This is a genomic window from Konateibacter massiliensis (assembly GCF_900184995.1).
GTDB lineage: Bacteria > Bacillota > Clostridia > Lachnospirales > Lachnospiraceae > Lachnotalea > Lachnotalea massiliensis.
The window spans coordinates 2449343-2471046 of sequence record NZ_LT860099.1; the positions used below are offsets into that span (position 1 = coordinate 2449343).

A 21704-nucleotide genomic window follows, 5' to 3' on the forward strand; every position below is an offset into this window, starting at 1 on the left:
TAAGTTAAAAAGTGCCTTAAGGTTTTATTCCTCAAAACACTTTTTAGTATTCGTTGCAGTTCAGTCATATAGCCAAACTGCAACTTTCTACTCTATCTAGCGGTATAACGGTCCGTATGCCTCACAAGCCCTGTAATCTGCTCCCTCTTTATCCATTCCGAATGCATTCCAGCTTGCCGGTCTGAAGATTTGTTCCTCCGGCACGTTGTGCATGCAAACCGGAATACGAAGGATGGAGCATAAGGTAATCAAGTCGGCTCCGATGTGTCCATAGCTGATTGCTCCGTGATTAGCACCCCAATTGTTCATCACGTCATAGGCAGTTGTAAATGCTCCCTCTCCTGTTGTTCTCGGTGCAAACCAGGTACATGGCCATGTGTAGTCCGTTCTCTTCCATAGTTTATCTGATACCTCGTCCGGCAGATTTACTGTCCAGCCTTCTGCAATCTGTAAAACCGGTCCGAGTCCTTTTACAAGGTTCATACGAATCATGGTACACGGCATCTCTGCTCTTGTCAAGAACCTTGATGAATATCCGCCTCCTCTGAAATATCCCTGATCCGCTGCATTCCATGTTGTTGCCTCTAAGCAAGCATCTACATCCTCTTTTGACATTTCCCAGAACGGCTTAATCACACCGTCTCCTTTTTCATCTTTCACTTCGCCGCAGGCATCAAGACACGCTGCTCCGGAGTTAATCAGATGAATAAATCCACCGGACTCTTTTGCCACACCTTCAAGCTCATAGCCTGCTGCCTTTTTCACTGCTTCAGGGCTCCAGTAGGTTCTTACATCGGCAAAAATCTGTGCTGTATTGGTTAGCAGCTTGCTGAATAACATTCCCACTCCATTTAAGCTGTCGTTTTCCGTTGCCAGAATATATGGCTCTCTCGCTCCTGTCCAGTCAAAAGATGAATTTAAAAGTGCCTCTGGGAAGTCACAGTTCGGATAAAAATCTGTCCATTGTCTCTGTCCTTGGAAACCTGCTGCGATGGCATTGTGTCCTACCATCTCCTCCTCGCATCCTTCCGGCAGATTTTTGTTGCCGTTCATCAAGTCCTTGATAATACACATCATCTTAACAACAAATTCCCAGTCTTTTTCCTTCTCTTCCGGGGTCTTCTGTGCCTCCGATGGGTTTTTGTCAAAGCCTTCCTTGCATTTTTCTTTCGTCCATGCAAGCGCCTTCTGATATTCTGCCTCGTCGTAAATATTCTCTGTCATACGGCGGATAATCTCTACCTCATCCACAGATTCCACTCTCATTCCAAGATATTCCTCAAAGAAGTCTACATTTACAATTGAGCCGGCAATACCCATACAGATAGAACCAATCTGTAAATAGGACTTTCCTCTCATTGTAGCCGCTGCAACAGCCGCACGTCCAAAACGAAGCAGCTTTTCTCTTACGTCCTGAGGAATTTCTGTGTCGTCTGCATTCTGCACATCATGTCCGTAAATACCAAATGCCGGAAGACCCTTCTGTGCATGCCCTGCGAGTACCGCTGCCAGATATACCGCGCCCGGTCTCTCTGTTCCGTTAAATCCCCAAACACCCTTGATTGTCTTTGGGTCCATATCCATTGTCTCGGAGCCGTAGCACCAGCAAGGGGTAACCGTAAGTGTGATATCCACGCCTGCCTTTTTAAACTGGTCTGCGCAGGCTGCTGCCTCTGCCACACGTCCGATTGTCGTGTCCGCGATAATAACTTTTACCGGCTCACCATTTGAATATCTCAGGTTCTCGGTAAATAATTTTGCCGCTGCCTTCGCCATTCCCATTGTCTGATCCTCTAAGGACTCTCTTACCTTTAGCATACCTCTTCTGCCGTCAATCGTCGGTCGAATTCCAATTACCGGGTAGTCACCAATTAATCTGCTCTCTGCCATTTCTTATTCCTCCGTTTTCATTGTTATCGCGTCTCTTGGTCATTTCTTAATGTATTGCGATTTTTACCATTTTAAAAAATTCGCTTTTCATATGTATGGTTGATTTGACTAAGTTTTTATATTTTTATTTTCTATTTATATACTAATTATACAATTATACTTTGGTTTTTGCTCGCAAAAAACCGCTCATATATGGACATTTTTTGTCATTATTGTTATAATAACTTTATTACTTATAACATTCTGATTAACGATGCAAAAAGGAGGCTGGCGATGAAAGCATTTCACGAGGTGCGAAGCTATGATTCTGATTTTATGGTATGGCATTCCGCCTACAAAAACATAAGCTTTTTAGCGCATTGGCATAAAGAAATTGAGCTTATTTACATTCGCGGAGGAAGTGCAAGAATCAGCATTAACGATACTATGTTTGTCGCCAAAGAGGGCGATTTGGTATTTTGTGACAGCGGCAATATTCATTACAGTGATTCCCATGATATGGACAATTCCTTAGATTTTTTGATTTTTGATCCTAATCTTGTGAGTCCGGTGTATGAAAAATCCAATTTTATCAAACCCCTTATCACTGCCGAGATGCTCGAACAGCTTCAGTTAAATGACAGACTTCTTGATTTGATTGAGACGGTGAAGAGGGAGACAAGGCAAAAAGAAGCTCACTATAAAGAGGTTGTGACAGCAAAGCTGATGGAATTTTGGTATTTGCTTCTTAGACGTCTTCCAAAAGAACAGGAGCGTTCCGCAGAAAAAAATAAAAGAAATGATATGCTCTATGATTTACAGCAGCTTCTCTCCTATATCGATAGCCATTACTCAGAAAACCTGTCACTTGCCTTTGCAGCGGACAAGATGGGATTTTCGGAAAGCCATTTTTCAAAAATATTCAAAAAGCTGATGGGAACTAATTATGTAAACTATATTAACCTCATACGGGTAGAGCATGCCGCGGCACAGCTTAAAAGCACACCGGACAAGGTGACGGACATTGCCATCGACTGTGGTTTTAACAATATTCGAAATTTTAATCGTGTTTTTAAATCAATCACCGGTTACACCCCAACTGCCTTTGCGGCGGCAGCGCGCTCCGATATCTATTCTCTTTCCTACTATAACAGAAAAAGTGCGGAGAAACAGTTTGTCGAACAAGATTCCATAACCCTGATTAACAACAACAATCTCCGCACTCCTTCTTAAGCGCAGTAATATCTTAACCTTATCAAGGAAGTCCCCCGCTTCTTCAAGCGGGGGGCAACTTGCTTGTTTCAGTAGGTGTTCAAGCACCTACTGAAATACCACGAAGTGGTAATAAGGTTATGAGTAAGTAGCGTAGCGGATTACGAATATCCGCTTTGACTTCTTATATCTTAAAATTAATCTCGCGGTTGGTGTGCTGATATTGGTAATATCTTACACCAGCAGCATCAAACATGCGCTTTGATGCTATAACTGCGGGAGTATCCTTATATTTGTCTTCATCATAGATAACCGCTTTGATCCCTGCCTGAATAATTGCCTTGGCACATTCGTTACACGGGAATAGGGAAACATAAAGCTTCGCTCCCTCCAAGCTTCCGCCTCGATAGTTTAGTATGGCATTTAACTCACTGTGGGTCGTGTACAAATATTTATTTTCCAGCGGTGCACCTTCTCGCTCCCATGGAAATTCATCGTCAGAACAGCCCTTTGGAAAACCATTATAGCCCATAGACAATATTTTGTTGTCATCACTTACGATACAACACCCCACCTGTGTACCGGGGTCCTTCGACCGCATACCAGACAAGATTGCCACTCCCATAAAATATTCATCCCAAGTAATATAGTCGCTTCGTTTACTGCTCATACTTTTTCCTCCTATCTCTTACTTTGTACCAAAAATTCTATCTCCTGCATCTCCAAGTCCAGGCACAATGTATCCGTGATCATTTAAGTGCTCGTCCAAAGCTCCGATGAAGATATCCACATCCGGATGCTCAGTCTGCATTCTTTTTACACCTTCCGGTGCCGCTATAATGCACATAAAGCGGATATTTTTCACTCCTTTTTCTTTGAGCATCTTAATCGCAGCAACGCTGGAACCTCCTGTTGCAAGCATAGGGTCAACGACAAACACTTCACGGTCTGCAGAATCTGCCGGAAGCTTACAGTAATATTCCACCGGCTCCAATGTATCAGGATCTCTGTATAAACCGATATGTCCTACCTTTGCAGCCGGAATCATGGAAAGCATTCCATCCACCATACCAAGTCCTGCTCTAAGAATCGGTACAATTGCCAATTTTTTTCCATGCAGTTCCTTCACTGTAGTCTCACAGATTGGGGTTTGTATCGTAACATCCTGAAGTTTTAAATCTCTTGTCGCTTCATAGCACATAAGCATTGCTATCTCACCTATCATCTGTCTGAAATCTTTTGATCCCGTTTCTATCCTTCTGATAATTCCTATTTTGTGCTGAATAAGCGGGTGCTCCATTACTGTAACTTTTGACATCTTTTTTTCCTCCTAGATTTCCTCTTCAATTTTGCTAATTCTCTGCATGTGTCTCTCTTCACCTGAAAACTCTGTATTTAAAAATGTATCAACAATTTTAAGTGCAAGCCCCGGTCCTACTACTCTTCCGCCCAAGGCAAGAATATTCGCATCGTTGTGAAGTCTTGTAGCTTCTGCCGTAAAGCAGTCGGTGCAAAGTGCCGCTCTGATACCCTTCACCTTATTTGCCGTAATCGAAATTCCAATTCCGGTTCCGCATATCAGAATGCCCTTTTCGCACTCTCCACTGGCAACCGCATTTGCCACTAATTTTCCATATACCGGATAATCACATGCTTCCTCACTGGAACAGCCATAATCCTTATATTCCAGCTTATGCGCCTCCAAGTAGGAAACAATTTCCTGCTTCAATAAAAATCCTCCGTGGTCACAACCTAATGCTATCATTTTTTTCCTCCTTCAATATGAATAATTTTATGTCCTGCCGCCTTTAACAGGCGATTCATGATGGCAACACCGAGCTTTCCGTCAGAAAAGCTCTCTGAATAAATAAAATCTACTTTTAATTCATCAAATTCCCTCAGCACATTATATAGATTATGGCTGATTGTCTCCTCATCACTTCTATTCCCGATGCTTTTGACTTGTCCTGCTTCGTATCGGTCTATCGTCTCATCGGTGGCAATAATGCCCACCTTGTAATTTTGCTCAATCTTTTCTTTGGTCAGCCTTGTGATTTCTCGGATAACACTCTCTTCCTCGCCCTCCAAAATAGTCAATTCTCCCTTTGGCGCATAATGCTTATAGCGCATGCCCGGAGCCTTGGGTCTGTCCTTTAATTCTTCCTCTGCCAGAATGGTCTTGTCCACAGCGACCTCTCCAATAACGCTTTCCAGCATTTCTTGATTAATATAGCCGGGGCGCAGTATCATCGGGGGCTCTGACGTCATGTCCACAATGGTCGATTCAATTCCGATACCAACCATGCCTCCGTCCAAAATCATATCGATTCTCCCCTCCATATCCTCCGCCACATGACTTGCCTTTGTGGGACTTGGACGCCCTGAGGTATTGGCGCTCGGCGCAGCGATATAGCCTCCCGAGGCCTTGATAAGAGCAAGGGCAAGCTTATGGCTTGGCATTCTGACCGCCACAGTATTTAGGCCTCCGGTTGTCCCGAGAGGTACGATATTTTTTTTATGGAAAATCATGGTAAGAGGTCCTGGCCAGAATTCATTGGCAAGAAGCAGAGCCTTCTTTGGAATCGCCTCCGCAATTTTATCAAGTGCGTTAAGCTCTGCAATATGAACAATAAGAGGATTATCTGATGGTCTTCCCTTTGCCTCGTATATTTTAGAAGAAGCATTTGCATCCAGTGCATTTGCACCGAGTCCATACACCGTCTCAGTAGGAAAGGCAACGAGTCCCCCCTGTATCAATATACGGGCGGCTTCCTCGATTGCCTCTTTATCCATATGCTCCATATCGATTTTTCTTTGTATTGTATCCATTTTCACCATTTCCTTCATGTGTATCTATGTATACTGTTACAGTTCAGCCATACGCCCAAACTGTAAACTTATTTTTTACCTTCTCCGTTGATGTATTGCAATATACCAAGGTGAATTGCCCAAGCAAGCTTTTGCTGGTAATTTTCATCCACCAACTTTGACGCTTCCTCGTAGTTTGACAGGAAGCCACACTCCACAATGACCATTGTTGCATCTGTTTTCTTCAGCAGATAATAACTTGTATTTGTTTTTGCGGCACGGTTATTATTCGGCTGTATATGAGTCCGAAGCTGATTTTGTATGATTTCCGCCAAATCTTTTGCGGCACTGGAATGTTTAAAATAAAAAACCTGCGCTCCGTTTACATATTCCTCATGATAACTGTTTTGGTGGATGCTGACCGCCACGGTGGGATTGGTTTTGCTGATGAGTTCACAGCGTCTTTTCATATCCTGCGCTTTTTTGTTCTTGGAGTTCTCATCGTAAAGCCCCGCATCTTCCTCCCGCGTCATAACAACTTCAATATCCTCAGCCTCGAGCATCGTCTTGAGCAGCATTGCAATGCTTAAATTTATGTCTTTTTCCAGCGCATTGTTGATCCCAACCTTACCGGGGTCATTTCCTCCATGCCCCGCATCAATGACAACAACCGGCTTTTGCTTCTCACTTTTCATACTGATGACTGCAATACTTCCCTGTCTGCCCACAACGATGGCACTCACCAAAAGTATCACAGCCATTAAGACTTCTATGGTCTTTCTCTTCATGCTTCATCTTCCCGCATTTTCGTTCCTTAATACAGTTTATGTACAGGACGGAAATAAAATACGTTACAGTTCAGCCTTAGTTTGTTATAGTTTCGTTTAATTTACATATTTAATAATCGTATCCCAGACGCTTTCTTTCTCAAGTCCGAGCTTCCAACTCGCCACACCTGCAAGATCAAATTCATCTACCAGCTTCATCTTTTCCTCGATAGAGGTCTCTTCTTCAAGCCATATCTCATATGTGATTCCGTTCACCTCATAAGTTGCATAATACTGACCTGTGGTCTCGTCCCAAACCGGTGTAATCCCGTTTGCACTTAAGAGCTTCTCCGAATTTCCCATGCTGTATACTTCACTGGACAAATTATATGGGATGTATTCCGTACTCTCGGTCTCTGCCGCGATTTCCTCTTCCGTCTTTGGTGTCTCTATCCAAAGTCTCGTGTAAAACGGCACCGCATTGATAACCTTTTCCTTCGGAACCTCTAAAAGTGTATTCTCTATTCCGGAACGTACAAAACCGATGGACGCAACCGAGCCCGGTTCCTCCGATGTTGCATAGTGCTCATCGTAGCCCATGATAATCACATAGTCTGCCACAATTCCTTGTTCCTTCCTATTATAAAGTGCAGAATATTCCGTCGGCACATAGTTGTCAATTGACAACACAACACCGTTATTTCTGCATTTGATAGAAAGCTCTCTGATAAACTGAATAAAGTGCTCCCCTTCCTCGCTCTTTAATTCCTCAAAGTCAATGTTAATTCCATCCAGATTATATTCGATAGCCGCAGCAATCAACTGATTAATTAACTTTTCTCTTTTTGATGTATAGGAAAGAACCTCGTAGGTGCTTACCTCATCATTAAAATTATCAACCAAAGCCCACACCTCAATACCAAGCTGGTGTGCGTGACTCACGTACGTAGAATCGGCAAGGCTTGTTATATTTCCTTCATTATCGGAAAGCGAAAACCACGTCGGGGAAACCGTATTTACCCCTTTTGTGTCAGCCAGCAATGTGAGAAGCTTATCATTTGCTGCCTTCTCCATCACCTGATGCCACACTAGATTAATATCATAGTCCTTTGATATACTTGTATAAACCGGCTCCTCAAAACTTCTGCTCTCTGTCGCCTCCGTAATATTAGTCAAATTTTTATTCTTGATATATCCGATGAAGCCATCCTCGCTTCGTACCTGACTCCAATCTTCACCCTGCTCTAAGACAACCACTTTACTGCCCTCTGCTACATCGGTTAAAATCGGACTTTTGATTCCGCCCTTCACGCGGACGCTGTCATCCTTCCTAAGCTGGGCATAGCTGACACTTCCCCATTCATAGGTAATATGCACACGGTTCGGATCATCAAATTTTTCATAGGAGATATTCGTATATTGCTGGACAAAATCCAAGGCAATATAAGCTTTGTCTCCGTCTACTTTCACAATTACATAATTTTCTGTATTTTTCGTCTTGCTTATATAATAATCTTTACTTCCCACACTTGCCGAAATCACATCGGTAGGGGTGGTATAAAGAAGAACGTTCTCATTTGGGTCCCAGTAAAATCTGGAATTTAAATAATTTTTTACGGTGTTATACTCTAAATACACCTCATCATTAAACAGTAACCCCTTTTCCTCTGACTTGGCGTTCTGTAGAATCAGTGCCACCTCATCCTCTTCGCTGAGTCCAAAATACTCAGTTCTGTCTGCCCGCTCATCTGTCGGCGTATATTTTTCTATAATATTTCCCACAACGTAAATAATAACTACGATTACGAGCAATATCAACATTGCCAGCACAGAAATAATTTTCTTTTTTAGCTCCGGAGATACTCTCCTCCACATGCCGCTGTCCCTCCTCTTTGTTTTTTACTTCCCCTATTATAACATGAACCCCCATTAACGTCATTATTATTTTCGACATTGTAATCTTTTTTTAAGGTTTTATATTGTTTTTCGTCAAACCAAAATACATTCTTCGCAATCGATCCGATTGCGCAGCAATAACTTCTTTGATAATCCCCACCCACCCTTGGAGTTCACTTCGTCTGCGTATAGAGGGATATCCGCATTTTCCCAAAATATAACTTCCCCTGATTATCATGATGAATTGCTTTATGGCTTACCAATTGCCTTACCTTATTACTTATCTATGTCTTACCTTTTGCTCTTTTGCTTTCCTGCCGGTCCTACCGCATGCCTTCCGTTTTCCAATTGGAGATTTTCGTGATATATTAATTCGAATTCTGCTATCGTGCTTGTATGACCGGGTAGAAAATTGCTGCTGCTTTGCCTTTGACTTACCGCAGCAGTCCCTCCAGAAACCCAAAGTTATACCCGTGAATCAGGAATGGGTCCGGCTCAAAGGGAGCATTATAAATAGAAATATCATACCTGTCTTTTATCTGACTGATATCGCTTTCCGTTCCAAATCTTGCGATATAGCAAATCTGCTTTTTGCAGTCCATCGCAATAAGCTTTTCAATGCAGTCAACCATTTTTTGGCTGTTCCAGGGAGTTACGTTTCCGACAATCAGCTTTTTATCGCATTTTACAAATTCTTCTGCTGCCTCGGCATGGCACGCTCCGAAATCGATAATAAGCCATTCATGTCCGGCACTGTAAACACTGCCAAGAGGCCTCTCCTTGAGCCTAGAATAGTAGGTGACGTCTGATAAATGAAAGGAGCCTTCCCCGGTCATTGGACTGTCTCTGACAGAATAGCTTCTTTGAAGCTCTCTCAGGGCATCGCTTTGGTTCATTTCGAGAATCGCCGTATCTGCCCGCCATCTTGCATGGATATAATTTCCAAGCATGATGGCAAGGTGAGTTACTCCAACTCCCCGCTCTGTTCCCATAATGCCGATGGTCTGCAGCCCCTGTTTTTCTTTTTTTCGCTTCAACTCTTTTCTCTCCTCCTCTTCTTAAAAATTTCCTTTCTGCACATATGCCGAAATGCTTTTTCCGAAGCCTTGCTGTTTGCAAGTGGGTCAGAAAACAAAGGCACATGCCATGCCCTTTTCATGCTCATTTCTCTTGCCGCTTCATATGCCTGTCCACGTTCACACAGGTTAAACACATAAAGAGGCTCCACATTTGCCGCCTTTTCCATGCATTCCCTTGCCTGCTGTCTCTCCCATGCTTTTGCCCCGAGCACCACAATCTTAATATCCGAGGAATAAAAGGAAGCATCTGCTTCTTCAAACGTTCCGCAGTCGCGCACGATGATTTCATAGCTGTCCTTTTGAATACTGATTGTTTCGTTGTAATAGGGGATTGCCGTAAGATGGCTCCGATAAATGACACCGTTTTTTTGTATTGTCTTTTCATTTTCGTCATTTAAATAGGAAAGAACACCTTTTTGATTTCGTTCCTCCAAAAGCGTTTTTCTTTTACTTTTGTTCAAAAACGTGACCAAACCGATTGCAAGATGGGATACACCGATTCGCGGCTGGCTTCCCGTAATCCCGATTATAAGAGTATTTTTTTGACTTTTGCACATTGACAATTCTTTTTTTATTTGAGAAACATTCTCATATCTGTTTTTGGGATTTCGTGCCATGCACTTGATAATAATTTTTTTGAAATCAGCCGATATATATATTAGATTGATAAATAATATTTTTTGGCTGTTAGATGAGGGCGGATTTTTTCCAGTCAGCATAAAATATAAAATGCTGCCAATTGCATAAATATCTGCCTTAGAATCTAGCTTTAAGCTGTTGAACTGTTCGGGCGCTGCAAAACAGGGAGTTCCAAAAGAGTAATCTGCTTCCTCTTTTTCCATATAAATTGCGGCTCCGAAATCAATTATTTTGACGGAATCATTACATACTATAATATGCTCCGGTTTTAAATCCAAATATAAAATCGGATACGGTTTGCTATTATGCAGATATTCCATTACGTTGCAGATTTGGGTTGTAAAATGAATGACGTTTTCTCTTGAAATAGCGTTTTGACTTTGCAAAATTGCTTTTAATGACTCACCCTGTATATACTCTTCGATAATATATAAGTATTCCCCATCTTCCTCTAAATCATAGATGATTGGAATACCCGGATGCTTTAGATTTTTCAGAAGCGTCGCTTCTGTTAGAAATTGTGGGTACATCGTCTCAGATTTGCTGATACATTTGATTACCCTCTTTGCCTTCAGCTTAATATGCCGGGCAAGATAAACCTTACCGCTTAATCCGCTGCCAATTTGCTGTTCCACAAAGTAGCGGTCAAACAGGATAAAACCATAAGCGGCTTCAGCCTTGAATAAAACCTTGTTGCTTAATTTACACCAACTCCTTTGTTTTACATCAATATGCAGAAACAAATCTCTTATGTTAAATATTATATATAAACTTTATTAAATTTGCAATAAATTTTTTTAAAACTTAAAACGCAATATAAAAAATCCCTTAAATCGTGCAATTGCCTAGTATTTAACAATTTTATTTTCAAATAAATGATTGACTTATGTAACGTTTTTGTTTATACTGTGATATACTTATGATAGGATATTAATATTTACCAGTTAACATAAACTCGATTCTTATTCTTTAAACTTTATGTAAAGGATGTGATAGTATGAAAATCGAAAAAGTAAATGAGAACCAGATACGCTGTACTTTGACGAAAGATGATTTAGCTGACAGGGAATTAAAAATTAGTGAACTGGCTTACGGAACAGAAAAAGCAAAATCACTGTTTCGAGATATGATGCAGCAGGCAGCCTATGAGTTTGGCTTTGAGGCGGAGGATATCCCGTTGATGATTGAAGCAATTCCGCTATCTCCTGATTGCATAATTCTTGTCATCACAAAAGTGGAAGACCCTGAAGAACTAGATACTCGATTTTCTAGGTTTGCACCTTCTTCGAGTGATAAAGAAGATTTTGAAAATAACACCGAGGTGTCGCCATTTACCGGCGCCGATGACGTTTTGGATTTATTTAAGAGAATCCAGGAAGAAAAAGCAAAATTAACTTCAGGCAATGATGACGATTTTGTTCCCCTATCAGAATCTCTGGTTCAGGACAAAGAAGAAAAGGCAAAGAAGAACAAAGTCTCCAAGGAGCCTGTCAAAGCTGCCGAGACCGTCAATTTAACAAAATTATATTCCTTTGGTGATTTAGATACCGTAATTCGTTTGTCCTCTGTGTTGGATGGATATTACAAAGGTAATAATTCTTTATACAAGGAAACATCAACTGGCAAATATTTTCTGGTTGTGAGCAAAGCATCACATTCACCGGAACAGTTTAATAAAGTTTGCAATATTTTATCTGAATATGCAACACAGGAAAAATATACCCCGTCTCTTGAGGCACACATGAAGGAACACAATGAAATATTTATTACGGGCAATGCAATACAGACATTATCTTATCTAAGGTAGTGCCCTGCTGAGTGCAGTCAGAGTAATAACATATTCTTTTGCACGAATGCGCATACTATTATATAAAGGATTTTCCTTTGTATATATTGCTAAAACCAGCTTGAAGTGCTACAATACATTTACTACTAATATAGTAGGAAACAAAACAGAGGAAATCTGTAACTATACTTAATTCATTTTAGGAGGTACTATTATGGCAGAAATAACCAAAGACATGATCATTGCAGAAATACTTGCAGTTGATTCCAATATTGCTCCAATTCTAATGCAGTCAGGGATGCATTGCATCGGCTGTCCTTCATCACAGGGTGAGACCCTTGAGGAAGCTTCCATGGTTCATGGAATTGATGTAGACGAGTTAACAGCTAAAATCAACGAGTATTTATCATTAGTTTAATAAGTATTAAAAGGCCTATAAATAGAAACTACATTTATAGGCCTTTTATATATGATAGGAAATTTCTATTATATAAAAACCATTATGTGCACGAATGCAAGCAAAATATGTCACGAGACGACTGCATTCGACACAAAAAGCGGATTTGTCCGCTTTTTTATTCTCAAAACTTTGTATACTGTATTCAAAAAAATACATTCCAACTCCTTGACGTGTATACAGTATTCCATTATAATGAAGGTATCAAATAAGAAACCATACTTTTAATTAATTAAGAGTACTTATCAATCAACTATATATGATATTTAGGAGGAAAATTATTATGAGATCAGAATGGAACGATTTCGTAGGCGGCATTTGGGAAAAAGAAGTTAATGTAAGAGACTTTATTCAGAAGAATTTTACTCTTTATGAAGGAGATGACTCTTTCCTTGCAGGCCCTACTGCAAACACTACAGAGCTTTGGGATCAGGTTATGGACTTAACAAAGCAGGAGCGTGAGGCTGGCGGCGTTCTTGATATGGACACCAAAATTATTTCAACAATTACCTCTCACGGTGCAGGCTATTTAAATAAGGAAAAAGAAACCATCGTTGGTTTTCAGACTGACAAGCCTTTCAAGAGATCTATGCAGCCTTATGGCGGTATTCGTATGGCGGAGAAGGCTTGCGAAGACAACGGATATAAAGTAGATCCTGAGGTTGTTGATTTCTTTGAAACTCACAGAAAAACTCACAACGCAGGTGTATTTGACGCTTATACTGCTGAAATGAGAGCTTGCCGTTCTAACCACATTATCACAGGACTTCCGGATGCTTACGGACGCGGACGTATCATCGGCGATTACCGTCGTGTTGCTTTATATGGTATCGATCGTCTTATCGAGGACAAAAAGGATCAGAAGGATTCCACACGTACTACTATGTACTCTGATGTTATCCGTGAACGCGAAGAGTTATCCGAGCAGATTAGAGCATTACAGGAATTAAAGAAATTAGGCGAGATTTACGGCTATGACATTTCCAGACCGGCTGCTAACGTACAGGAAGCAATCCAGTGGTTATACTTTGGATATTTAGCTGCTGTTAAAGAGCAAAACGGTGCTGCTATGTCTCTTGGACGTACTTCAACCTTTATCGATATCTATGCAGAGAGAGATTTAAAAGAAGGCAGATTTACAGAGGAGCAGATTCAGGAATTCATCGACCATTTCGTTATGAAATTACGTTTAGTAAAATTTGCTCGTACTCCTGAATACAATGCAATTTTTGCAGGTGATCCTACTTGGGTAACAGAGTCTATCGGTGGTGTTGGTATTGACGGACGTCCGTTGGTAACAAAATCTTCCTTCAGATATCTTCATACCTTGAGCAACCTCGGAACAGCTCCGGAACCAAACTTAACTGTACTTTGGTCCACAAAGCTTCCTGAGAACTTCAAGAAGTTCTGTGCTAAGACTTCTATCTTATCCTCTTCCGTTCAGTACGAAAATGATGACCTGATGAGAGTAACTCACGGTGATGACTATGCAATCGCTTGCTGCGTATCTTCCATGAGACTTGGTAAAGAAATGCAGTTCTTTGGTGCACGTGCTAACCTTGCAAAATGTTTATTATACGCTATCAACGGTGGTGTTGACGAAATCAGCCGCAAGCAGGTAGGACCAAAATACAGACCGATTACTTCCGAGTATCTTGATTATAATGAAGTTATGGACAGATACAAAGATATGATGAAATGGCTGGCTGGTGTTTATGTAAATACATTGAACGTTATCCACTATATGCATGACAAATACTGCTATGAGAAGTTGCAGATGTCTTTACACGACAAAGAAGTAACTCGTTGGTTTGCTACCGGTATCGCAGGACTTTCCGTTGTTGCCGATTCCTTATCTGCTATCAAATATGCAAAGGTTAAAGCAATCAGAGACGAAAACGGACTTGTAACAGATTATGAAGTAGAAGGAGATTTCCCTAAATACGGTAACGATGATGAGCGTGTTGATGAATTAGCAACAAACTTAGTTCACACCTTTATGCAGTATGTAAAAGGAAATCACACATATCGTAACGGTATCCCTACAACTTCTATCTTAACCATTACTTCAAACGTAACTTACGGTAAGAATACAGGTTCTACACCGGACGGAAGAAAGCAGGGAGAGCCATTTGCTCCAGGTGCTAACCCAATGCACGGACGTGATACAAAGGGTGCTGTAGCTTCTCTTGCATCTGTATCCAAGCTTCCATTCAAGGATGCACAGGACGGTATCTCCAATACCTTCACCATCATTCCGGGTGCTCTTGGTAAAGAAGATCAGATTTTTGCCGGCGATATTGATATTGATTTAAGCAAATAATAAAAAAATTGAATTATTATTAATTTTTCATTCATAAAAAGGACTGATTATATGGATAATAAACAAATGATTGATGATATTGTTGCTATGTTAGACAGCTCTGTTGAAAAGGGTGTCGGACACCTGAATATTACTGCTAACGAAGCGCAGGACTCATCAAAAACCGTAGAACAATTAGGCTGTCTGGACTGCGCAAACGGCGACCTTGCCTGCAGCATTCCCACTCTTCATGTGGGAATGGACACAGACGAAGACGTTGAATAGTCAAAAGAAGTCCAATAAACGTAATAATTTGAATTGTAAAGAAAATAGGAGGAATTTAAAATGTCAAATATTAGCGATGCACAGGTTGAAAACTTAATTTCTGTATTAGATGGTTACGCAGAAAGCGGCGGACATCATTTAAATGTCAACGTTTTAAACAAAGAAACTTTACTGGATGCTCAGGCACATCCTGAAAAATATCCACAGCTTACAATCCGTATTTCCGGATATGCTGTTAACTTTATTAAACTGACAAAAGATCAGCAGAATGAAATTATTTCACGTACTTTCCATAAAGCAATGTAGGTTTTTCCTAGGCTTTATATAGAGACATAATAGACGGGAAAAGAAAACCTCTTTTCTCGTTTTTGTCATTGTTAATAAGGAGGTCTGTTTTATGAACGGATATATTCATTCCATTGAAAGCTTTGGAAGTGTTGATGGTCCCGGGATTCGCTTTGTCGTATTTACGCAGGGCTGTCCGATGCGCTGTCTGTACTGCCACAACCCAGATACGTGGGCACTGAACCTTGGTACACAGATGAGTGTTGACGAAATCCTAAAGGCTTACGAAAAAAATATCTCATTTTACAAAAACGGTGGTCTCACTGTTTCCGGCGGAGAACCGTTAGTTCAGATTGATTTTTTGATTGAGCTTTTTGAGGCAGCAAAGGCAAAGAATATTCATACTTGCCTTGACACCTCAGGTATCACCTACAACGAGCATAGTTCTGAACTTATGGCAAAATTTGACCGTCTTATGGCGGTAACTGACTTGGTTATGCTTGACATTAAGCATATTAATCCTGAGGAGCATTTAAAGCTTACAAAGCAGCAAAATACACAGATTTTGAAGTTTGCCCGCTATTTGGATACCAAAAAAGTAGATATTTGGATTCGCCACGTGGTCGTTCCTACAATTACGGACAACGAAAAATATCTTTTTGATTTAGGCTATTTTATCGGTGATTTAAAGCATTTAAAGGCATTGGATGTTCTTCCGTACCACACGATGGGCAAGGAAAAATACAAGGAACTTGGCATGGAATATCCGCTTGCAGACTTAAAAGATATGGACAAGGAAGATGCCGTAAAGGCGAAAAAGCATATCATTGACGGTATCAAAAAACGCCGCGCTGAGTTAGAAGCCTTATAAATTTTGCAGCAAAATCTTATGCAAAACTGTAATAAGCCAAAGGCTGATTATAACGTTTTTTGCTTGTCATATGTGGCGATTTGTATTAAAATGTATTGTAAGAGGTTCCCCCTCTCGTAATTAAAATACTTTGTATTTTAATTATAAATTTAAAATCCAAGGAGGATAATATTATGGCATACGTTATTAGTGAAGAATGTGTAAGCTGTGGAGCATGTGAAGGAGAATGTCCAGTTGGCGCTATCAGCCAGGGCGATTCCCAATACATGATCGACGCTGATGCTTGTATCGACTGTGGTTCTTGTGCAGCTACATGTCCAACAGGAGCTATTTCTCAGTAATTCAATTGTGTTCACACCAAAAACAAGTAGAAGAAACCTATTATCTTCTACTTGTTTTTTTTGCCGCTTTTTCACAAAAGTGACAGTTCGGTCATGCCATACTACGCCATGCCATTCATAAAATGCGAAATTTCTTTTTTTTCTTGCCTGCCTCCTGTGTCGCCGCAACCTCTTTTCTATGTTTTTGGTGGGTTCGAACCAGTTCATCAAGCTTCTTAAAACGTTCCTCATCCCTCTCATCCTGAACCTTCATCAAGTAATCCATCTCCTTTAATACGCTGTCAGAAACTCTTCCGCCTACTTCCTTACCAAGCTCATAGTTATTCTCCAGCAGTGCCTCGCTTACAATGCTCTTGATAATTTGCTGAAATTGCTGCATTTTGTCATCACCGACCCGGTTCACAGAATTCTTTTGGGAAACTGTAACCTGTTTGCTCTCCGAAGTCAACGCCGCTTCTGATATATCGTTTCTCGGGTAGTCCACAATTTGACAGCTTAATTCTGCCTCCAAAGGAAGCAGGTCATTTAGTTTTTCTGTGTCGCATTCCTTTAGCTTTGGGACAAGGGTTTTAACCGCTTTAAGCTGAAATCCTTTTTCTTTTAAGACCTTGATATTTTGGAATAGCTTGATGTCTTCCTCTGTATAATATCTATGTCCCATCTCATTTCTGAGGATGTTTAGCTCCAGCTCTTCCTCCCAATATCTTAAGACATGGGTTTCAACGTCTACTAGTTTTGCTGCATCTGAAATCATATACCTTTTGTCCATATTTACTTTTTCCTCCTCGTGACAATAGTTTGGTCTTTGTAGCATCTTTAATTGGTGCTTGCTTGCCGTTACAGTTGAGCCTGTCCTATTTGGCATAAAGGCTCTATAATTATATATATTATGAAGAGGCTGAGAATATGACTAAAATTTAGAAAGAATCTGGTTGGAATTGATTTTAGGGGGGGATTAAGGAAGAATATTTAAAAGAGTTTAAAAAAATGGGGTTTTGTTGTAAATATAAACCAGCGGCTAGAAATCATATCGGTTCGCTTGGCGAAGCGATATGATTTCTAGCCGCTGAGTTTTGATTACTGAGATTACTACGTCAAAAAGTGCTGAAGCACTAATTTCAAGATAAAATGCGAGTGGGTAAGCGAGCTTCCCCATCGCATCTCGTCTTTGAATTGCACCTTCGGTGCTTTTTTTGACTTACTGATCCCGTTATTTATTTTCCATGTTTGCAAATTTCGTATAATTCGGTAACCATACTAGGTTAACGGTACCAATCGGACCATTTCTCTGCTTGGCTATGATTACTTCGGCAATATTCTTATTCTCAGAATCTTTATTATAATAATCATCTCTATATAAGAACATAACAACATCGGCATCCTGCTCGATGGCTCCGGATTCTCGTAAATCGGATAGCATTGGTCTGTGGTCGGGGCGTTGTTCTACGGCTCGGCTTAGCTGGGATAGGGCGACAACCGGGACGTGAAGTTCTCTGGCTACTCCTTTTAGAGCTCGGGAAATATCGGAAATTTCTTGCTGTCTTGAGTCTCCTTTTCCGCTTCCTGACATAAGCTGAAGGTAATCGATGATGATAATACCGAGGTTCTTTTCTAATTTATATTTACGGCATTTGGAGCGAAGCTCTGCGATTGAAATGCCGGGCGTATCATCGATAATTAAGTTGGAGCGCCCGATGATGCCTGCACCCTCGATCAGTTTTTCCCAATCGGAATCGCCGAGATTACCGGTTCTGATAAGCTGGGAGTCAACTCTTGATTCGAGTGCAAACAAACGGTTTACAAGCTGCTCCTTTGACATCTCCAGACTGAAAACCGCGGTCGTCACATTGTGACGAAATGCCACATTCTGAGCGATGTTCAACACGAACGCTGTTTTTCCCATGGAAGGTCTCGCCGCCACAAGAATAAGGTCTGAGGGCTGAAGACCCGATGTCTTATAATCCAAATCTACAAAGCCTGTCGGTACTCCTGTTACGGTTCCCTTCATCTTTGAGGTAGCCTCGATTTTATCTAAGGCATTGATAACAACCTGTTTAATTGGAACATAATCACCGGAGTTTCTTCTCTGAACGAGGTCGAAAATCTTTTTCTCGGTTCCCTCTAAAATATCCTCCAGCTTATCCTTACCAATATAGCAAGTGTTAGCTATCTCCTCATTTACCTTGATAAGTCTTCTAAGCATTGCCTTCTCGCTTACGATGTTGGCATAATATTTTATATTAGCAGAGGTCGGTACCGCGATAAGCAAATCCCTTATAAACTCCGGACTGCTTATTTCAGGTGGTACATCCTTTTCCTTTAACCTGTCCTGAAGAGTTACCAAGTCCACCGGCTTGTCTTCTGAATAAAGCTCCACAATTGCTTCAAAGAGCACCCCATATTGATGTTGATAAAAATCTTCACTTGTAATAATTTCTGAGGCAATTAAAATTGCTTCTCTATCCATAATCATAGAGCCGACTACAGATTGCTCTGCCTCTATGCTATGCGGCAAAACTCTTTTAATGAGTGCTTCTTCCACTGCGGATACCCCCTATGCTTCCTTTACGCTCACTGCAAGTTCTGCCACAACCTTCGGATGAAGCTTCACCGACACAATCGTCGTTCCCAGTGTCTTAATCGGCTCCGGAAGTTGTATCTTTTTCTTATCCAGCTCTAAACCTAACTGGTCAAGTGCTGCCTTTGCAATTTCCTTTGAGGAAACAGAACCAAAGGTCTTTCCGCCTTCTCCGCTCTTGATTGTCAGCACAACCGGCTTTTCTGCCACCTTGACAGCCAAAGCCTTTGCCTCCTCATAAATTTCCTGTGCAATTTTTTCTTCGTTTGCTTTTTGAAGCTTAATATCATTTAAATTTTTGTTTGTTGCCTCGATACCAAGTTTTTTCGGCAAAATATAATTTCTGGCATAACCGTCATTTACATTTACGATATCGCCTTTTTTTCCTAATGACTTTACGTCTTCCATTAATATTACTTTCATTTTAAAGCTCCTTTCAAAACAAGCAGTTTCTGTTAGGCCAAATCCCCGTTTTCTATCATCTCATCTATCGTTTCCTTCACAATGCTCTTTGCTTCTTCCACATCGCATTCGAGCTGCGCCCCCGCTATATTTAAGTGACCGCCGCCGCCCAGCCTCTCCATGATTAGCTGAACATTGATTTCATCGATGGAACGGGCACTCACATATATTTTTCCATTGTATTCCGTCAATACGACGGAAGCCTTTACACCAACTATATTAAGCAGCTCATTTGCTGCCTGTGCTCCCACTACCGTAGGACTTTCCAAACCAGATGCCGGGCATACGGAAATTGCAAACTCCCGATATACCTCTGCATGACGAACCGCTTCCGCCCTTGCCTTATAGGTCGCCATATCATCCCGAAAGAGCTTTCGCACTCTCGAAACATCGGCCCCGCAGCGTTTTAAATAGGCTGCTGCTTCAAAGGTTCGAACACCGGTCTTTGACATAAAGTTATTCGTATCTATCATAATTCCTGCATAGAGACAATCCGCCTCAATGCCCTTTATCTTAATGCTCTCGTCAAAATATTGAAGAATCTCAGCGACCATCTCACAGGAGGAAGAAGCATAGGTCTCAACATAGGAAAGTACTGCATTTTCAATGCTCTCCGCACCCTGTCTGTGGTGGTCAAGCACGACAATGGAACGCACCCGTCTTAGCAGCTCCTCACATTCCGTGTAACTCGGTCTGTTTACATCTACAACAACAACAACCGTGCTGCCATCTACAATTTCCAACGATTCATTGCTTGTCACAAACATATCGCCGTCATAATCGGGATTGTTCACAAAACATTCCAGAAGCGGTCTGACCGAAGTTGTAATCTCGTTTATTACAACATATGCCTTTTTGTTCAGCGCTCTTGCTGCCCTGTAAATACCGATGGATGCACCAAAGGAATCCACGTCTCCGATTTTATGTCCCATAACGATAATCTTATCGTTTGCCTCCATCAGCTCACGAAGGGCATGAGCTTTCACTCTTGCCTTTACTCTTGTACTCTTCTCGACCTGCTTCGTCTTGCCGCCGTAATAGAAGATTTTATCGTTATCCTTCACAACTGCCTGATCACCGCCGCGTCCGAGAGCCAAATCAATCGAGGTTCTGGCATACGCATAATTTTGTGCATACGTACCGCCGTTGACACCGAAACCGATGCTGAGGGTGACTGCCATTTCGTTTCCGATATTGACGGTCTTTACCTCGTCCAAAATGGAAAATTTATTATTTTGCAGGGTGTCTAGATGTTTTTGTTTCATTACAACAAAATATTTATCTTTTTCCAGCTTTTTTACAATGCCGTCCATTCCTGAAATATATTTGTTAATCTTTCTATCAATCAATGCCGTGAGTAAGGAACGTCTAACCTCCTCAACACTCTCGAGCGCCTCCTCATAATTGTCCAGATAAATAAGACCGGTTACAAGCTTTTGTTCCTTATTTTCCTTGATATAGGTATTAAGCTCCGTCCGATCAAACAGATATAATGCAATAATATAGCTTTTATCCATATCAACATTGACTAAGGACGTTGTCTCAAGCACGTTGTCCATCGATACCTTTCGCATCTGTGCCTCATAATCCTTCCCGTCGTACTCAAACAGGATATGGCATTCCTCCAGCTCATTCGGCAGGACATCCTTTGTTATGCTCGGAAACAGGCTTGTGATAGACTTGCTATAATGGCGGTCTTTTTCTGATATCCGAGAAAATTCTTTGTTCATCCACAAAAGCTTTCCCGTATTGTCCAGTACCGCATAAGGTATTTTCATTTCCAGCAGAAGCTTTTTTTGTATCTGCCCATACTGGGTTGCAAATGTAATTAAGTCATTCATCAAGGTGTTCTTCGTCCTCATATACAACACAAGAATAAAGATAACGTAGATGAAGGTAAAGGTAGCCATCGCTCCGCCGGCTTTTCTGTCTATGACAAAAACAACCCCATTCATAATGCAAATGAGTATCATCAACAACAGCGGCCATTGCATATAAATTTTAATTGCCCCTTTTAACTTAACTTTTCTATTCATAATATCCTCCATTCGTACAACAATGCACTAG

The 21704-nt window shown here is 41.1% G+C and carries 21 protein-coding genes; 8 read left to right on the top strand and 13 right to left on the bottom strand.

Annotated elements, in window-relative coordinates:
* Window positions 1-96: 96 nt before the first annotated feature.
* The gene (locus CTY48_RS16965; protein WP_099469633.1) at window positions 97-1890 is read right to left on the bottom strand and encodes an L-fucose isomerase; all 1794 of its coding nucleotides are present in this window, start codon (window positions 1888-1890) and stop codon (window positions 97-99) included.
* Between the two features lie 273 nt (window positions 1891-2163).
* Here CTY48_RS16965 and CTY48_RS16970 point away from each other — a divergent pair, with 273 nt between their 5' ends.
* Window positions 2164-3102, top strand: coding sequence for an AraC family transcriptional regulator (locus tag CTY48_RS16970; RefSeq protein WP_180272765.1), 939 nt, complete (start codon window positions 2164-2166; stop codon window positions 3100-3102).
* Window positions 3103-3265: 163 nt separating this feature from the next.
* Here the strand turns inward: CTY48_RS16970 and CTY48_RS16975 are convergent, their stop codons facing one another.
* The 8 genes from CTY48_RS16975 to CTY48_RS17005 all read right to left on the bottom strand — a co-directional run bounded on the left by CTY48_RS16975 (window position 3266) and on the right by CTY48_RS17005 (window position 11013).
* Complete coding sequence (locus tag CTY48_RS16975) at window positions 3266-3751, bottom strand: deoxycytidylate deaminase (RefSeq protein WP_099469635.1); 486 nt, start codon at window positions 3749-3751, stop codon at window positions 3266-3268.
* Window positions 3752-3769: 18 nt separating this feature from the next.
* On the bottom strand, window positions 3770-4399 hold the full coding sequence (upp, locus tag CTY48_RS19755; protein ID WP_180272766.1) for a uracil phosphoribosyltransferase: 630 nt from the start codon (window positions 4397-4399) through the stop codon (window positions 3770-3772).
* 12 nt (window positions 4400-4411) lie between these two features.
* Window positions 4412-4846 (bottom strand): ribose 5-phosphate isomerase B, encoded by a 435-nt coding sequence (gene rpiB, locus CTY48_RS19760; RefSeq protein ID WP_180272767.1) that lies wholly within the window; start codon window positions 4844-4846, stop codon window positions 4412-4414.
* Window positions 4843-5910 (bottom strand): L-threonylcarbamoyladenylate synthase, encoded by a 1068-nt coding sequence (locus tag CTY48_RS16985; RefSeq protein WP_099469636.1) that lies wholly within the window; start codon window positions 5908-5910, stop codon window positions 4843-4845. The genes rpiB and CTY48_RS16985 overlap by 4 nt, the downstream gene beginning before the upstream one ends.
* A 68-nt stretch (window positions 5911-5978) precedes the next feature.
* Window positions 5979-6677, bottom strand: coding sequence for an N-acetylmuramoyl-L-alanine amidase (locus CTY48_RS16990; RefSeq protein WP_099469637.1), 699 nt, complete (start codon window positions 6675-6677; stop codon window positions 5979-5981).
* A 96-nt stretch (window positions 6678-6773) separates the two neighbouring features.
* The gene (locus CTY48_RS16995) at window positions 6774-8531 is read right to left on the bottom strand and encodes a glycosyl hydrolase family 18 protein (protein WP_099469638.1); all 1758 of its coding nucleotides are present in this window, start codon (window positions 8529-8531) and stop codon (window positions 6774-6776) included.
* 455 nt (window positions 8532-8986) lie between these two features.
* Entirely contained in the window at window positions 8987-9589 is a 603-nt protein-coding gene (locus CTY48_RS17000; protein WP_099469639.1) for a hypothetical protein, read from the bottom strand.
* Window positions 9586-11013 carry a serine/threonine protein kinase gene (locus CTY48_RS17005; RefSeq protein WP_180272768.1) on the bottom strand — a complete coding sequence of 476 codons (1428 nt, stop codon included), beginning with the start codon at window positions 11011-11013 and terminating at the stop codon, window positions 9586-9588. The genes CTY48_RS17000 and CTY48_RS17005 overlap by 4 nt, the downstream gene beginning before the upstream one ends.
* Window positions 11014-11267: 254 nt before the next feature.
* On the opposite strand from CTY48_RS17005, the gene CTY48_RS17010 reads away from it, so the two are divergent.
* The 7 genes from CTY48_RS17010 (at window position 11268) to CTY48_RS17040 (ending at window position 16597) form a co-directional block, all read left to right on the top strand.
* Complete coding sequence (locus CTY48_RS17010; RefSeq protein ID WP_099469641.1) at window positions 11268-12077, top strand: adaptor protein MecA; 810 nt, start codon at window positions 11268-11270, stop codon at window positions 12075-12077.
* A gap of 193 nt (window positions 12078-12270) precedes the next feature.
* Window positions 12271-12474 (top strand): DUF1858 domain-containing protein, encoded by a 204-nt coding sequence (locus tag CTY48_RS17015; RefSeq protein WP_099469642.1) that lies wholly within the window; start codon window positions 12271-12273, stop codon window positions 12472-12474.
* A 322-nt stretch (window positions 12475-12796) separates the two neighbouring features.
* On the top strand, window positions 12797-14836 hold the full coding sequence (pflB, locus tag CTY48_RS17020) for a formate C-acetyltransferase (RefSeq protein ID WP_099469643.1): 2040 nt from the start codon (window positions 12797-12799) through the stop codon (window positions 14834-14836).
* 51 nt (window positions 14837-14887) lie between these two features.
* Window positions 14888-15100 carry a hypothetical protein gene (locus CTY48_RS17025; RefSeq protein WP_099469644.1) on the top strand — a complete coding sequence of 71 codons (213 nt, stop codon included), beginning with the start codon at window positions 14888-14890 and terminating at the stop codon, window positions 15098-15100.
* Between the two features lie 60 nt (window positions 15101-15160).
* Entirely contained in the window at window positions 15161-15406 is a 246-nt protein-coding gene (locus tag CTY48_RS17030; protein ID WP_099469645.1) for a glycine radical domain-containing protein, read from the top strand.
* 91 nt (window positions 15407-15497) lie between these two features.
* Complete coding sequence (gene pflA / locus CTY48_RS17035; protein ID WP_099469646.1) at window positions 15498-16256, top strand: pyruvate formate-lyase-activating protein; 759 nt, start codon at window positions 15498-15500, stop codon at window positions 16254-16256.
* A gap of 173 nt (window positions 16257-16429) precedes the next feature.
* Entirely contained in the window at window positions 16430-16597 is a 168-nt protein-coding gene (locus tag CTY48_RS17040; protein WP_099469647.1) for a DUF362 domain-containing protein, read from the top strand.
* Window positions 16598-16712: 115 nt separating this feature from the next.
* Here CTY48_RS17040 and CTY48_RS17045 read toward each other — a convergent pair whose 3' ends face one another.
* From CTY48_RS17045 to CTY48_RS17060, 4 genes are all read right to left on the bottom strand, one after another.
* Window positions 16713-17366: a helix-turn-helix domain-containing protein gene (locus tag CTY48_RS17045; RefSeq protein ID WP_099469648.1), complete on the bottom strand. Its 654-nt coding sequence runs from the start codon at window positions 17364-17366 to the stop codon at window positions 16713-16715.
* 441 nt (window positions 17367-17807) lie between these two features.
* Window positions 17808-19139, bottom strand: coding sequence for a replicative DNA helicase (dnaB, locus tag CTY48_RS17050; protein ID WP_099469649.1), 1332 nt, complete (start codon window positions 19137-19139; stop codon window positions 17808-17810).
* Between the two features lie 12 nt (window positions 19140-19151).
* Window positions 19152-19598: a 50S ribosomal protein L9 gene (rplI, locus tag CTY48_RS17055; RefSeq protein ID WP_099469650.1), complete on the bottom strand. Its 447-nt coding sequence runs from the start codon at window positions 19596-19598 to the stop codon at window positions 19152-19154.
* Between the two features lie 32 nt (window positions 19599-19630).
* Entirely contained in the window at window positions 19631-21673 is a 2043-nt protein-coding gene (locus CTY48_RS17060) for a DHH family phosphoesterase (RefSeq protein WP_099469651.1), read from the bottom strand.
* Between the last annotated feature and the right edge of the window lie 31 nt (window positions 21674-21704).

Coding starts and splice junctions, on each gene's coding strand:
- CTY48_RS17060 (WP_099469651.1), bottom strand. CDS start 21,673: ATGAATAGAAAAGTTAAGTTAAAAGGGGCAATTAAAATTTATATGCAA.
- CTY48_RS17010 (WP_099469641.1), top strand. CDS start 11,268: ATGAAAATCGAAAAAGTAAATGAGAACCAGATACGCTGTACTTTGACG.
- CTY48_RS16975 (WP_099469635.1), bottom strand. CDS start 3,751: ATGAGCAGTAAACGAAGCGACTATATTACTTGGGATGAATATTTTATG.
- CTY48_RS16965 (WP_099469633.1), bottom strand. CDS start 1,890: ATGGCAGAGAGCAGATTAATTGGTGACTACCCGGTAATTGGAATTCGA.
- pflB (WP_099469643.1), top strand. CDS start 12,797: ATGAGATCAGAATGGAACGATTTCGTAGGCGGCATTTGGGAAAAAGAA.
- CTY48_RS16990 (WP_099469637.1), bottom strand. CDS start 6,677: ATGAAGAGAAAGACCATAGAAGTCTTAATGGCTGTGATACTTTTGGTG.
- CTY48_RS17015 (WP_099469642.1), top strand. CDS start 12,271: ATGGCAGAAATAACCAAAGACATGATCATTGCAGAAATACTTGCAGTT.
- CTY48_RS16995 (WP_099469638.1), bottom strand. CDS start 8,531: ATGTGGAGGAGAGTATCTCCGGAGCTAAAAAAGAAAATTATTTCTGTG.
- rpiB (WP_180272767.1), bottom strand. CDS start 4,846: ATGATAGCATTAGGTTGTGACCACGGAGGATTTTTATTGAAGCAGGAA.
- CTY48_RS16970 (WP_180272765.1), top strand. CDS start 2,164: ATGAAAGCATTTCACGAGGTGCGAAGCTATGATTCTGATTTTATGGTA.
- CTY48_RS16985 (WP_099469636.1), bottom strand. CDS start 5,910: ATGGATACAATACAAAGAAAAATCGATATGGAGCATATGGATAAAGAG.
- CTY48_RS17045 (WP_099469648.1), bottom strand. CDS start 17,366: ATGGACAAAAGGTATATGATTTCAGATGCAGCAAAACTAGTAGACGTT.
- rplI (WP_099469650.1), bottom strand. CDS start 19,598: ATGAAAGTAATATTAATGGAAGACGTAAAGTCATTAGGAAAAAAAGGC.
- CTY48_RS17040 (WP_099469647.1), top strand. CDS start 16,430: ATGGCATACGTTATTAGTGAAGAATGTGTAAGCTGTGGAGCATGTGAA.
- upp (WP_180272766.1), bottom strand. CDS start 4,399: ATGTCAAAAGTTACAGTAATGGAGCACCCGCTTATTCAGCACAAAATA.
- pflA (WP_099469646.1), top strand. CDS start 15,498: ATGAACGGATATATTCATTCCATTGAAAGCTTTGGAAGTGTTGATGGT.
- CTY48_RS17025 (WP_099469644.1), top strand. CDS start 14,888: ATGGATAATAAACAAATGATTGATGATATTGTTGCTATGTTAGACAGC.
- CTY48_RS17030 (WP_099469645.1), top strand. CDS start 15,161: ATGTCAAATATTAGCGATGCACAGGTTGAAAACTTAATTTCTGTATTA.